This is a genomic window from Acinetobacter sp. 25-47-122 (genome assembly GCF_056779695.1).
In genome coordinates this window covers 15348-29944 of sequence record NZ_JBWYIJ010000016.1, presented here as the reverse complement: position 1 = coordinate 29944, position 14597 = coordinate 15348, and the positions used below count along the sequence as shown (strand labels likewise).

Annotated in this window: 12 protein-coding genes; 2 read left to right on the top strand and 10 right to left on the bottom strand. The window is 40.4% G+C overall.

The genetic code is table 11. The features are described from left to right. Positions 1–207: 207 nt before the first annotated feature. From AC1M9P_RS13505 to AC1M9P_RS13495, 3 genes are read right to left on the bottom strand one after another with little or no spacing between them, the layout of a single operon-like run. A complete protein-coding gene (locus tag AC1M9P_RS13505) occupies positions 208–822 on the bottom strand; it encodes an OB-fold-containig protein (protein WP_035266601.1) in 615 nt (204 codons plus the stop codon). A gap of 17 nt (positions 823–839) precedes the next feature. Next, a complete protein-coding gene (locus AC1M9P_RS13500) occupies positions 840–1148 on the bottom strand; it encodes a Rieske (2Fe-2S) protein (RefSeq protein ID WP_481587974.1) in 309 nt (102 codons plus the stop codon). 16 nt (positions 1149–1164) lie between these two features. Further along, the gene (locus tag AC1M9P_RS13495) at positions 1165–2169 is read right to left on the bottom strand and encodes an adenosine kinase (RefSeq protein WP_481587954.1); all 1005 of its coding nucleotides are present in this window, start codon (positions 2167–2169) and stop codon (positions 1165–1167) included. A 258-nt stretch (positions 2170–2427) separates the two neighbouring features. Between AC1M9P_RS13495 and AC1M9P_RS13490 the strand changes: the two genes are divergently transcribed. After that, on the top strand, positions 2428–5367 hold the full coding sequence (locus tag AC1M9P_RS13490) for an insulinase family protein (protein ID WP_481587953.1): 2940 nt from the start codon (positions 2428–2430) through the stop codon (positions 5365–5367). 73 nt (positions 5368–5440) lie between these two features. Beyond that, entirely contained in the window at positions 5441–6532 is a 1092-nt protein-coding gene (locus AC1M9P_RS13485; protein WP_481587973.1) for a phospholipase A, read from the top strand. Between the two features lie 37 nt (positions 6533–6569). Here AC1M9P_RS13485 and AC1M9P_RS13480 read toward each other — a convergent pair whose 3' ends face one another. The 7 genes from AC1M9P_RS13480 to AC1M9P_RS13450 all read right to left on the bottom strand — a co-directional run bounded on the left by AC1M9P_RS13480 (position 6570) and on the right by AC1M9P_RS13450 (position 14545). Continuing rightward, complete coding sequence (locus AC1M9P_RS13480) at positions 6570–7205, bottom strand: CoA transferase subunit B (RefSeq protein WP_481587952.1); 636 nt, start codon at positions 7203–7205, stop codon at positions 6570–6572. Between the two features lie 3 nt (positions 7206–7208). Further along, positions 7209–7913, bottom strand: a complete 705-nt coding sequence (locus tag AC1M9P_RS13475; protein ID WP_092768413.1) for a CoA transferase subunit A — start codon at positions 7911–7913, stop codon at positions 7209–7211. Positions 7914–7991: 78 nt separating this feature from the next. After that, positions 7992–8924, bottom strand: coding sequence for a hydroxymethylglutaryl-CoA lyase (locus AC1M9P_RS13470; RefSeq protein ID WP_481587972.1), 933 nt, complete (start codon positions 8922–8924; stop codon positions 7992–7994). After that, a complete protein-coding gene (locus AC1M9P_RS13465) occupies positions 8924–10918 on the bottom strand; it encodes an acetyl/propionyl/methylcrotonyl-CoA carboxylase subunit alpha (RefSeq protein ID WP_481587951.1) in 1995 nt (664 codons plus the stop codon). Before AC1M9P_RS13465 ends, AC1M9P_RS13470 begins: the two co-directional genes overlap by 1 nt. 13 nt (positions 10919–10931) lie before the next feature. After that, on the bottom strand, positions 10932–11732 hold the full coding sequence (locus AC1M9P_RS13460) for an enoyl-CoA hydratase/isomerase family protein (protein WP_481587950.1): 801 nt from the start codon (positions 11730–11732) through the stop codon (positions 10932–10934). 12 nt (positions 11733–11744) lie between these two features. Then, a complete protein-coding gene (locus AC1M9P_RS13455) occupies positions 11745–13346 on the bottom strand; it encodes a carboxyl transferase domain-containing protein (protein ID WP_481587949.1) in 1602 nt (533 codons plus the stop codon). Between the two features lie 26 nt (positions 13347–13372). After that, the gene (locus tag AC1M9P_RS13450) at positions 13373–14545 is read right to left on the bottom strand and encodes an isovaleryl-CoA dehydrogenase (RefSeq protein WP_481587948.1); all 1173 of its coding nucleotides are present in this window, start codon (positions 14543–14545) and stop codon (positions 13373–13375) included. Between the last annotated feature and the right edge of the window lie 52 nt (positions 14546–14597).

The window sequence follows — 14597 nt, the reverse complement described above, 5'->3', positions numbered from 1 at the left end:
TTCCAACTAAAATAATAGGATTGTTGTTTTAAAGCTTATTAAATTGGTTGGTTTTAAATCTGATTAAAATAGTTGGTTATAAAGATTTTATTAATTTTATATAATCGTTGAGTGGGTTGGATTTAAATTTAATAGGCGTCACAAATACCTTGAATGAACTATTTTCAAATCAAATGCATATAATTGAAGTGGGGTGTTAATAGCTCATTAATGCTGATCAACATTGAAAAGTTGATTTGTTTTGGCAATTTTTTTAGCAATAAAATGAGATCTTTTTGCACGGATCAGGAGGATTTGAGATTGGAATTCAAGTTCCCCAAACTCTGGTTCAACTTGTACATAATGTAATTGACCGAATTCATCGCGAACGCGTGCTTGAGCAGAGAAACCAGGTCGTGCATTACCACTGGAAACAGTTGCTAGTCGACCAAGCAAATTTGAGTGCTCTGATTTGTACTTGGGTTTGATCACTTGATCCAAACAATGAATCATAAATACCGTAAAGAAGATTGCGATAATTAAAGCGGGTAATAAAACATAGTACCAAGCTAGAAAGGTTTTCTGGCTTGCAAATACAATGAGCTGAAGAAAATATCCAGCAAAACTAAAATTGATCAGAAAAAAAACAAGAATGAGAACTTTGGAAAATTTAACTTGAAGCAAAGGAAGGCGAATAAGCCAATAAGGTGTTAATTTTTTTATAAATTGACTAGGTCTTAATCCCACAAAATAGCCTAAGGTTTCAGCCATGCTGAGCATTAGCAATGCAAACACGCACATATGAAATGGCATTAAATCAATTTCCATTAAAAATGCCAGCATGTCCTTCACCTCATGACTTAAGATTCTAAGTAAATTCCACCATCAGAATGAACTTTAATCTCGACTTTTTCTAAAGATTCACCTTGGCATGGGCCTGAAATGCACACACCAGTTTCTACATCAAATAAAGCACCATGAGTAGAGCATTCAATGAACTCTTGATCACGATCTAAGAATTGATTTTCAAGAAACTCGAGCTCAACTTGCAAATGTGGGCATACATTTTGATACGCATAGAAGCAACCATCTCGTTGCGTAATGAAAATGTTTTCACCATTTTCAGTTTCAAAAGATCGAGATTCTCTTTCAGGAATGTCTTCAGTCATGCAAATTTTATTCATTTTATGCGACTTCTATTTGAAATTCTTTAAGAAATTTAGCGTAATCAGCTACGTCTAAACGTGGACCAAATTGAGCAACCACTTGGCTTGAGATTAAAATAGCCAATTCAGTCGCTGTTTGTAAATCTTTACCAGCATTTAATGCATATAAAAATGCACCAGAGAAAGCATCACCAGCACCGTTCGTGTCTAAAGCAACAACTTTACGTCCTTTCACTTGAAGTGCAGTTGATTCCGTTGCTACAAGAGCGCCGTCTGCTCCAAGCGTAATAATGACGGTAGAGCTTAATTTTTTAAGTGCAGCAAGAGCATTTTGTAAGTCATCAGTTTGTGTATACATCAATGCTTCTTGTTCATTACAGAATAGAACATCTACACCATCATCTAATAATTCGTCCAAGCCTGTACGCGCGTACTGCACCATAGCAGGATCAGAGAGCGTTAACGCAATTTTAACATTATTTGCTTTCGCAATTGCACGCGCTTGCTTCACGGCAGCTCGTGCCGTATCACTCGTAGAAAGGTAACCCTCTATATATAACCATTTAGCGGTTTTTAGCGCTTCAAAATCAATTTGTTCATTACTGAGTTCAGCTGTAATACCTAAGAAAGTATGCATGGTACGTTCTGAATCAGGACTGACCAAAACCATGCAAGTCCCAGTTACGCCTTCACTGATCGAACGTTCAGAGGTTTGTATTCCTGCATCATTTAGACCTTTTAAGTACAACGCTCCAAGATCATCATTGCCGACACGGCATCCATAAAACGCTTGACCACCTAAGGCACTAAAAGCCACTGTTGAGTTGGCTGCAGATCCCCCAGAGGCTTGACCTTTATATTCTTGAGAATTTTTTAAGTTTTGAAATAGACGGGCTTGAGTTTCCCCATCTGTAAGCTGCATAGTACCTTTTTGCAAATTTTGCTCTAAAAGAAATTCATCAGATACTTTGAATTCTTGGTCAATGAGGGCATTGCCAATCGCAAAAAGGTCAACTTTAGCCATGTCTAAATTCACATCACGAAAAAAGAAAACGATTTTACACCAATGCGATTGAATTCAGTAGCGTATAGCTTGATTTTCAAGCTTTAACCCACATTTAATCGAAATGAATCATTTAATTCAGATATAGTTTTATTGATTTAGTTTTAATCTGACTATTTTACTCGGAAAATAGTTGGAGTTTGTTGTATAAATGATGAATTGTATTGAACTATCAGTATAATGATCTTTGTTAAAATTTATGTAAATTAAGGAGCACACATGACCGTAGATGTTACTGAAACAATTCAAAACACCGTTCATCCCGCGTTTCAGTTGGTACGTCAACATCATGTAGCCGCACTCGATATATTAGTTTCAGAATACCGTCATAAAGAAACTGACGCTGTGCATTTTCATCTAGCAACTGAACATGATGAAAATGTTTTTTTAGTTGCTTTCCGTACACAACCGATGGATTCAAAAGGCGAAGCACACATTCTTGAGCATACTGCATTATGTGGTTCTGAAAAATTTCCTGTACGTGATCCATTTTTTTTAATGATTCGTCGTTCTCTAAATACGTTTATGAACGCATTTACAGCTGCCGATTGGACAGCTTATCCATTTGCGACACAGAATAAAAAAGATTTCCAAAACTTACTTTCCGTCTATTTGGATGCAGCATTTGCAGCCAATTTAAACCCTTTGGATTTCGCTCAAGAAGGTATCCGAATTGAGTTGGAGAATGGTGAGCCTGTTTACAAGGGTGTGGTTTTTAATGAAATGAAAGGTGCAATGAGTTCACCTTCAGATCAGTTATATCACCAACTTGCTCATCATTTATTCCCTAAAACGACTTACCACTATAATTCTGGTGGTGATCCGAAGGATATTCCTGATTTAACTTACGAAGAGTTAGTCAGTTTCTATAAGTCACATTATCATCCAAGTAACGCTATTTTCATGACTTTTGGTAATCAATCTGCTTATGAGTTACAAGAGCAGTTTGAAACTTTAGCGTTATCTAAGTTTAAGAAAGGTCAAACCTTATATTCGACACCAGAACAGCGTTTAGAAGCACCTATTGAGGTGACAGAGACTTACGCGGTAGATGCTGAAGATTTGAAAGATAAAACCTACCATGTACTGGCATGGTTACTTCCTGAATCTAGTGATATTCAACTTCGTTTAGGCTTACGTTTGGCTGAAGGGATCTTATTGGAAGATTCTGCTTCACCATTACGTCACTATTTAGAAACGTGTGGTTATGCTCAATCTACAGGACCAATTTTAGGTCTTGATGATTCTAACTATGAAATGACTTTCTACTGTGGTATTCAAGGTTCAAATCCTGAACATGCAGAAACATTCAAAAACGGTGTGTTGAATGTGCTGAACGAGGTTGCCTCGAAGCCTGTAGATCAGTCATTCGTTGATGCGATTTTGCATCAAATTGAATTACACCAACGAGAAATTGGTGGAGATGGCACGCCTTATGGTCTAAGCCTCATCCTCAATGGTTTAAGCAGTGCAATTCATCATAATGATCCAATACATGTTTGGGACGTAGATTCGACCATTGAGCAAGTGAAAGAGCAGTTGAAAGACCCGATGTGGTTGCCTAATCTGATTAAGACCCACTTGATTGATAATCCGCATCGTGTACAGATGACGCTTGTACCAGATGCGAATAAGTCGAAATTAGAGGCTGAAGCAGAAAAACAGCGTTTAGCTGATATAGGTGCACGCTTAACAGATGCCGAAAAAGCGGAAATTGTACGCCAGACTGAGGCATTAAATGAAAGACAGGCAACTCCTGATAACTTAGATTTATTGCCGAAAGTTGGTTTAGAAGATATTCCTGCTGAGCTTCCAGTCGTTCAAGGTCAATTGCGAGAAATCATTTCTAATAACTTAGATACACCCTTGAACTTATACCATGCTGGTACTAACGGAATTTATTATCAACAAGTGATTATTCAAATTCCTGATCAAGTCGTGAAATCACCTTACTTTAACTTACTCTCAGTGCTCATGGGCGAGGTCGGTGCAGGTCAATATAATTATTTAGAATTACAGCAATTACAAACAGCGGTAAGTGGTGGCCTTGGGATGGGGGCATCTCTACGTAGTAAAGTTGATGATAAAGGTAAAATTAGCGCATTTTTAACGCTGACAACAAAATCGCTTGCCCACAAACTAGATACGATTCAATTGTTAAAATTGGCATTTGAGAAACTGCGTTTTGATGAAAAGGACCGTATTATTGAACTCTTACAACAACGTAAGACGCGTTGGGCATCCCGTTTGTCTGGTTCTGGACATAGCTATGCCATGCAGATCGCTTCTCGTAATATGAGTGCATTGGCATTACGTGATTATAATAATACTGGCTTAGGTGCGCTTAATTGGTTGAGCGAGCTTGTTCAAAGAATTGAAACAGATGAGCAAGCTTATGCGCATCTCATTGAAGAACTGCAAAATATTCACCGTTTGTTGTTACTCGCGCCTAAACAGTTCCTACTGGTCTGTGAAGAGCAGCAGTCTGAACGTTTAATTGAAGAAATTCAAAATGTTTGGGATAAACTTGAAGTGAATCGTGAACCAGTGCGTCTTACTGAAGTTAATTTTGAACAAACACAAAATGATGAAGCATGGCTGATTCAATCCAATGTCCAATTCTGTGCTTCTGCTTATCCAGCAGTTGAAGTTTCTCATCCGGATGCAGCACCGTTAATGGTGCTTGCGGGTTATCTACGTAATGGTTTCCTACATAGTGCAATCCGTGAAAAAGGAGGCGCTTATGGTGGTGGTGCAAGCTATGATGGCAATGCTTGTGCATTTAGATTCTATAGTTATCGTGATCCACGTTTAGCAGAAACTTTCCAAGATTTTGAAGCAAGTATTGATTGGTTATTGAATACTGAACAAAAACCACACCAACTTGAAGAGGCGATTCTTGGTCTTGTATCGAGCATGGATAAGCCAGGTTCTCCAGCAGGTGAAGCTATTACTGCATGTTATGCATTATTGCATGGACGTACGCCTCAATTCAGAAAAACTTTACGAGAGCGTTTGCTCAATGTAACGTTAGATGATCTAAAACGTGTAGCAGAAACGTATTTAGTGAACCAAAAACCAACGAAGGCTGTTGTAGCACCAATGGCTAAAAAAGAGCAACTTGCAGAACTTGGGTTTTCAATAAAACAAGTGAATTAAAATTAAAAATGGGGCTTAGCCAATGCGAAATAGAATAAAACGTTCACCAATATGGTTGGGTGTGTCGTCGTTTATGTGTTTGCCTATACAGACTGTTTGGGCAACAGATGTGGTACCAGCGAATCCAGCGTCACCACAAGCGTGCGTTGCACTTGATTCAAATGCAGAGCGTTTAGCCTGTTATGATGCATTGTTCAAAGCCCCTGAACTTGAGCAACCTGCGTATGTTTCTGAGCGTCAGGCTGCGCGTGAAATACCAGCACCGCAGGTTGAACCACAGGATTTAAAGTCTAAAATCGAACAAAAAGTTGAAAACTTGTTTTCAGTGGAAGGTCCTGTAATTACACCAAATTCATCGTTGCTTGATAAACGATGGGAATTGGCTGAAGACAGTAAATTAGGTACATGGAATATCCGTGCACATCAACCTGTGTATTTGCTTCCTGCATTTTGGACGTCTGATAAGAACGAATTTCCATCGAGTCCAAATCCTCAAAACACCGTAGAAGATGAACAAAATTTAAAGTCTTTAGAGTCTAAGTTTCAAATTTCACTGAAAACCAAAGCTGTTGAAAACTTAATCGGGAATAATGGCGATATTTGGTTAGGTTATACCCAGTCGTCTCGTTGGCAGGTTTACAACTCTGAAGAATCACGACCATTTCGTGAAACGAATTATGAACCTGAAGCAAGTATTGTGTTTCGAACCAACTATGAATTTTTAGGTTTAAATGGTCGCTTACTCGGTTTAACGCTGAATCATCAATCAAATGGACGTTCGGATCCTTTATCACGTAGTTGGAACCGTGTGATGCTGAACTTAGGATTTGAGCGTGATAATTTCGCTATGATGATTCGACCTTGGTATCGAATCGAAGAAGATTTTAATGATGATAACAATCCTGACATTAAAAACTACATTGGTCGTGGTGATTTGACGACTTTTTACCGTTGGAATGATCATGATTTTAGTTTGATGTTAAGACATTCACTTAAGGGTGGGGATGATTCTCGAGGAGCTGTACAATTTGATTGGGCATTCCCAATCAGTGGGAAACTTAGAGGTCATTTTCAATTATTCGATGGGTATGGTGAGAGTTTGATTGATTATAATCATCGTGCTACCTATGCGGGTATTGGCGTCTCTTTGATGAATGCTTTCTAAATAAAAAACCACGCTTAGCGTGGTTTTTTTAGAGATCTTATTTCGATTGAATTAGGGGAACACCAGTCACTTTCTGTATCTCATCAAAGGTGACGTCATGAGCCAGTTCTATCAGTTTTACCCCTTGAGGCGTGATATCCAAGACCCCTAGATCTGTGATCACGCGATGAACGACTGCTTTACCTGTAAGAGGCAGTGAGCATTCCGGAACAATTTTTGGGGTGCCATCTTTGGCACAATGTTCCATCAGCACGACGACTTTTTGTACGCCAGCCACCAAATCCATTGCTCCACCCATACCTTTGACTTTTTTCCCTGGAATCATCCAATTCGCAAGATCACCTTGCTCAGAGACTTCCATAGCGCCAAGTATAGCTATATTCACATGCCCACCACGGATCATGGCAAATGAATCAGCACTGGAAAAGAATGCAGCGCCTGCTCGCGCCGTAACGGTTTGCTTACCCGCATTAATCAGGTCAGCATCTACGGTTTCTTTTGTCGGAAATTCGCCAATTCCTAGCAAACCATTTTCAGATTGGAGCCAAACATTGATATTTTCAGGAATATAGTTCGCAACCAATGTTGGCAATCCAATCCCTAAATTGACATAAAATCCATCTTCGAGCTCCAAGGCAGCTCGTTGTGCCATTTCATTACGCGTCCATGCCATAACTTATGCCTCCGCCTTTAAGGTCATTTGTTCGATTCTTTTTTCTGGTGTGGTGTTAAGAACGATACGATTTACATAAATGCCAGGCAAATGTATCGAATCGGGATCGAGCTCACCGATCTCTACAATTTCCTCAACTTCAGCGACTGTAATTTTCCCAGCCATCGCACAAACGGGATTAAAATTTTGAGCTGTTTTCCTAAAGATTAGATTACCCGCCTTATCTGCTTTATACGCTTTGACCAAAGCGACATCTGCAGTTAAAGAGGGTTCTAAAATATATTCTTTTCCATTGAACTCACGTACTTCTTTACCTTCTGCAATCAACGTGCCTACGCCTGTTTGGGTAAAAAATGCAGGAATCCCAGCTCCACCAGCACGGAGTTTTTCAGCCAAAGTGCCTTGAGGGGTTAGCTCGACTTCAAGTTCACCATTTAAGTATTGTCGCTCAAATTCTTTATTTTCTCCGACATAGGACGAGATCATTTTTTTAATTTGTTTCGTTTCGAGTAATAATCCTAAACCAAAACCATCTACACCCGCATTGTTTGAAATACAAGTCAGCTCTTTAGCTCCTGTTTGTTTCAGGGCAGCAATCAAAGCCTCAGGAATACCACATAAGCCAAAACCACCAACAGCTAAGGTTTGACCATCTTGAATGATATCGTTCAGTGCACTTTCAGCACTTTCATACACTTTGTTCGTCATTGAACACCTCATTGTATTTTTATTTTGTTCATCCTGAATCAGCTTCCGATCTTCATCATTTCATAATGCTGATACGTACTAAGCACATTTTTTTTGCCAATATGCATTGGCATAGTTAGATGGATTGTTTCGTTGCAAAACTTGACTAATGTTACGACTCGCAAGCATCAGGGCATCTAGGTCAATGCCAGTTTCATAGCCCATATTGGACAAGAGATAAAATAAGTCTTCAGTGGATACATTACCCGAAGCACCTTTGGCATAAGGACAACCGCCAAGTCCTGCAATCGATGAGTCAAATATGCGAATGCCTTGTGTCAGTGATTGATAGATATTGGCAATTGCCATGCCGTAGGTATTGTGAAAATGACCAGCTAAAAGTTGTGGTTCAATTCGTTCCAAACATGCATTCCAAACTTTGGAAACACGATCAGGTGTAGCTGTGCCGATGGTTTCACCCAAGGATACTTCGTAGCAACCTAGATCAATTAACTTTGCACTGACTTCAGCAACCTTAGATGGATCAATTGGACCTTCATAGGGGCAGTCGACGATACATGAAACGTATCCGCGTACTTTAATATCATGTTTTTGAGCAAACTGTAATACATCAGCAAACTTCTCAAAACTTTCCTCAATTGAACAATTTATATTCTTTTGAGTGAAGCTTTCAGAAGCAGCGGTGAAAACCGCAACTTCTTTACAGCCTACAGCTAAAGCTGACTCGAATCCCTTAAGGTTTGGTGTCAGTAAGCTGAACTGGATATCTTCATCATGTGGTAGGCTAGCATAGAGTTGATCACTTTCAGCCATTTGAGGTACCCACTTTGCAGATACACAAGAACCGACTTCGATATTCTTCAAACCAGTTTTCATCAAATCAAGAATAAGATTGCGTCTGTCTTCGAATGTTAAGGGTGTTTTTTCATTCTGAAGACCGTCACGAGGTCCAACTTCAACGATTTTCACAAAATTATCGTGATTTGGTGTGGTTTGATTGGTTGTTTTCATCATGCCGCATTCTCCTCAGCAGCTTGAAACTCAACCAGCTCATCACCAGCTTTCACTTGATCACCTTGTTGGAAATAAGCTGCGACTACGACACCATCAAATGGTGCACGTATAGCGTATTCCATTTTCATTGCTTCTAACGTTAATAACACTTCATCCTTTTTTACACGTTGATTTGCTGAAACAAATACTTGTGTCACTGCACCCGGCATTGGTGCTTTTAGATTTGAGTCAGATGAAGATTGATCATTTGTATTAAAATTAGGTTTGATGAGTTCAAATTTAAAAGTCTGCCCATTTTTAAATAGGGTGACCGCATAATTGGTTTTTTTAAAACTGATTTTCTCTTGACCGAAAGAGGTATAGATCGCCATGAGATTTTCATTGAGCAACTGACCTGAGATAGCGTAGCTTTCGCCATCAAGCTGTGCTTCGAACCCTTGTGAAGTTGAGATAAATTCAACTTGATACGTTTGTCCGAGATGTTCAAGTTTTATCGGTGTACGCGCATCAACATTACTTCTCCACAGGGGTTTTGCTTTCCAAACTGGATGGCTTGTACGCTTGGATTCATTTAACTGAGAATGCAGTTCAATAAATGCTGCTGTGACAATTGTTTCAGACGAAGAAGGAGTAGTGGTTTTAAATAGGAACTCATCTTCGCGCTGAATTAAATTAGTATCTAGGTTGGCATTTTTGAAAGAGTCACATGCCACTAAGCGATCTAAAAATGCAATATTGTTGCCTAAGCCTTCGACATGAAAGTGGCTCAAAGCATGATGCATTTGGACGAGTGCTGCTTCACGATTTTCTCCCCATACGATGAGTTTAGCAATCATTGGATCATAGAACGTTGTGATCTCATCACCTTGCACAATGCCACTATCAACACGGACACATTCATTTTGAGTCGGATAATGAAGATAATTAATTTTTCCAATTGCTGGGAGAAATCCTTTCTCTGGCTCTTCTGCATAAACACGAGCTTCAAGTGCATGGCCATGAATTTTTAATTCAGACTGTTGTTTTGGCAAAGGTTCACCATAAGCAACACGTAATTGCCATTCAACCAAATCTTGTCCTGTGATCATTTCCGTCACAGGGTGTTCAACTTGAAGGCGAGTGTTCATTTCCATGAAGTATGCTGTACCATCTTGCTCAACAATGAACTCAACCGTTCCAGCACCGACATAGTCTACTGCTCGGGCAGCATTAATCGCAGCTTCACGCATCGCATCGAGTTTAACTTCGGCCATTTTAGGGGCTGGGGCTTCCTCTAGGACTTTTTGGTGACGGCGCTGCACAGAGCAATCACGTTCAAAGAGGTGAACATAATTGCCATGTTTGTCACCAAAAACTTGCACTTCAATATGACGAGGATTGACAACATAACGTTCAATTAGAACGTCATCATTGCCAAAGCTTGATTTCGCTTCACTTTTGCATGAGTTGAGTGCAGGAAGAAAATCTTCAGCACGCTCAACTAAGCGCATGCCTTTACCACCACCACCTGCACTGGCTTTAATCAGTACAGGATAGCCAATCTGATCAGCTTGTTGTTTAAGAAAATCTGCATCTTGATTGCTGCCATGATACCCAGGTGTAAGTGGTACACCTGCTTTTTCCATCAATGCTTTAGACGTTGCCTTTAAACCCATGGCTAAGATGGCAGCCACTGGAGGCCCTATAAAAGTAATGTTGTTTTTTTCACAGGCTTCAGCAAATTGATCATTTTCAGATAGGAAACCATAACCTGGATGGATGGCTTCCGCTCCAGTTTTTAGTGCAGCTTGAATAATACGATCTGCTTGTAAATAACTTTGTGCAGCAGGGGATTCACCAATACAAATAGCTTCATCTGCTAATTTGACATGCTGCGCTTGGGCATCTGCATCTGAGTAGACTGCAACGGTTGCGATACCTAATTTTTGTGCACTACGCATCACACGACATGCAATTTCGCCACGGTTTGCAATGAGAATTTTTTTAAACATATTGAATTCCTTTTTATTGTTCTGCCGTTGCTTGAATCCATGCTGGGCTTTGTTTATTTAAAAAAGCAGTTAAGCCATTTTTGGCTTCATCACCTTGACGTACGTGCGCAATGTGTTGAGCGGTTTGAATCAGTAAATCTTCTGTGACTTCTTGATGATCAACTAAACGAATCAAAGACTTTGACGCAGCTTGAGCTTCAGGGCCACCAAGCAAAATTGCATCAATGATTTCCGATACGGTGGCATCCAACTGTTCTGGCTGACAAACTTCATGGACGAGACCAATATGCTTTGCTTGTTCTGCAGAAATACGTTCAGCAGTGAGAAAATATCGAGATGCTTGACGAGCACCGATGGCACGGATCACGTATGGACTAATCGTTGAAGGTGCTAAACCTAATCTCACTTCTGAAGTGGCAAACTTAGCATCAGCGGAAGCCACACAAATATCGCATGCTGAAGCAAGCCCCATGCCGCCGCCAAATGCAATACCATGGACACGTGCGATAGTCGGTTGTTTCAGCGTGGCTAAACTTTGTAACATTTTGGCAAGTTTCAAAGCATCCTCTTCATTTTCCACTTTTGATGCTTGACCTGCTTGTTTCATCCAATTGAGGTCCGCACCTGCAGAAAAGCTTTTACCACGACCTGCCAAAACGACAACACGGACGTCATCATTAGCATTTAAAGTTGTGAAACAGTGATTCAGCTCTTCTATCACTTGTGTATTGAATGCATTGTGTAATTCAGCACGATTAATCCATACGGTCGCAACTTGGCGTTCAATTTCAAGCTGTAAAAATTCATAACTCATGTCATTTTCTCCTTACATGCGGAACACGCCGAACTGAGTTGGTTCAATTGGTGCATTCAATGCAGCAGCCAAACTCAGACCTAAGACATGACGTGATTCTGCTGGATCAATCACACCGTCATCCCACAACCGTGCAGATGCATAATAAGGGTGTCCTTGCTTTTCAAATTGATCACGATAAGGTTGTTTGAATTGATCTTCTTCTTCAGCTGACCAAGTTTCACCACGTTGCTCAATTTGATCACGCTTAATCGTGGAGAGAACACTAGCAGCTTGTTCACCGCCCATCACGGAAATACGTGAATTCGGCCAAGTCCATAAGAAGCGAGGAGAATATGCTCGACCGCACATTCCATAGTTGCCTGCACCAAAAGAACCACCGACCACCAAGGTGATTTTAGGAACATTTGCGGTCGCTACTGCCATGACCAATTTGGCTCCATTTTTGGCAATACCTTCATTTTCATATTGGCGACCGACCATGAAGCCTGTGATGTTTTGGATAAAGAGCAGTGGAATATTGCGTTGCGTACATAATTCGATGAAATGCGCGCCTTTCTGTGCAGACTCTGAAAATAAAATTCCGTTATTGGCAATGATTCCGACCTTCATGCCGTAGATAGATGCAAAACCTGTAATTAAGGTTGTACCAAAACGAGCTTTAAACTCATCAAGTCTTGAACCATCCACGATACGTGCAATCACTTCACGGATGTCAAAGGGCTTGCGTGAGTCACTCGGAATGACACCATAGAGTTCCTCAGCACTATAAAGTGGTTCTTCAATTTCTGTCTTAAATGCTTTCGGTTCGATATTTAGGTTTTGAACAATATTGCGTGCAATTTGAATCGCATGTTCATCACTTTCTGCAAGATGATCTGCGACACCAGATAAACGGGTATGAACATCGCCACCACCAAGGTCTTCAGCAGTCACCACTTCACCTGTTGCAGCTTTTACCAAAGGTGGACCACCGAGGAAAATCGTACCTTGATTGCGGACAATAATTGTTTCATCGGACATGGCAGGGACATATGCGCCACCCGCAGTACAACTCCCCATAACCACGGCTATTTGTGCAATACCTTTACTCGACATGCGTGCTTGGTTGTAAAAAATTCGTCCAAAATGATCGCGATCAGGGAATACTTCATCCTGCATTGGCAGAAATGCACCGCCTGAGTCGACCATATAAATACAAGGAAGATGATTTTGTTCAGCAATTTCTTGCGCACGTAAATGTTTTTTTACAGTTAAAGGATAATATGTCCCCCCTTTAACCGTTGCATCATTGGCAACGATCATGCAAGTCACACCATGCACTTGACCAATACCTGCAACCACACCTGCAGCTGGAACATCATCAGCATAAACTTGATAAGCAGCGAGTTGACCAATTTCAAGAAAGGCAGTTCCTGCATCAATGAGTTGATCGATCCGCTCACGCGGTAATAATTTGCCACGTGCTAAATGTTTCTGACGTGCTTTTTCTCCACCGCCTAAGGCAATGGTGTGAGCTTGTTTTTTTAAGTCTGCGACCAATTCAAGCATCGCAGCTTGATTGATTTTAAACTCTTCACTACGTGGATTGATTTTGCTTTTAATTTCGTTCATCAATGACTTCCTTGTATTAACTTGAATTATTTGGTTTCGTTGAATAACTCACGACCAATTAACATGCGTCGAATTTCAGAAGTTCCTGCACCGATTTCATAGAGTTTGGCATCACGCCATAATCGACCTGTGCTGTAATCATTGATATAACCATTGCCCCCAAGGGTTTGAATTGCTTCACCAGCCATCCAGGTTGCTTTTTCAGCTGAGTAGAGAATGGCACTTGCTGCATCTTTACGTAAACCACGATCATGATCAGCTTTATCACATGCTGCACCCACGGCATAAACCAAAGCCTTGCTCGCCAACCATGCAGAATACATATCCGCAATTTTGCCTTGCATGAGTTGGAATTCACCTAAACATTGACCGAATTGCTTACGTTCATGAATGTATGGGATGACCACATCTAAACATGCATCCATAATGCCTAGTGGTCCACCACTGAGAACTGCACGCTCGTAATCCAATCCACTCATGAGCACTTTTGTACCGTTACCCACACCACCCATGACGTTTTCTTTAGGCACTTTGACATTGTCAAAGAACAGGGGATAAGTATTTGAACCACGCATTCCGAGTTTGTCTAAGTGACTCCCATGACTAAAGCCTTCCATGCCTTTTTCAATAATGAAAGCAGTCATGCCTTTGGCACCAGCATTGATGTCAGTTTTGGCGTAAACCACCAGCACGTCAGCATCTCCACCATTGGTAATCCACATTTTTGAGCCATTAAGTACAAAGTGATCACCATGCTCTTCAGCACGTAATTTCATACTAACGACATCTGAACCCGCATTTGGTTCAGACATTGCCAAAGCACCGACATATTCGCCAGAAATTAATTTAGGAAGATATTTTTGTTTTTGTTCTTCGCTACCATTACGGTTAATTTGATTCACACAAAGATTTGAATGTGCCCCGTATGAAAGTCCAATGGAAGCAGATGCTCGTGAAATTTCCTGCATGACAATGATATGAGCCAAATAACCCAGATTGACACCACCGTATTCTTCACTCACGGTAAGTCCAAGTAACCCCATATCACCAAATTTTTTCCATAAGTGAGCTGGAAATAAGTTGTCTTGATCAACTTGTTGAGCAATAGGTGCGATTTCCTTTGCACAGAATGCAGCTACAGAATCACGTAAAGCGATTAGTGTTTCGTCTAGTCCAAAGTCGATACTCTGTAAATTCATTTTCATTCATCCTAAAATTTAATTTTTATTTCCAGTGAAGCATTTTGTCCTT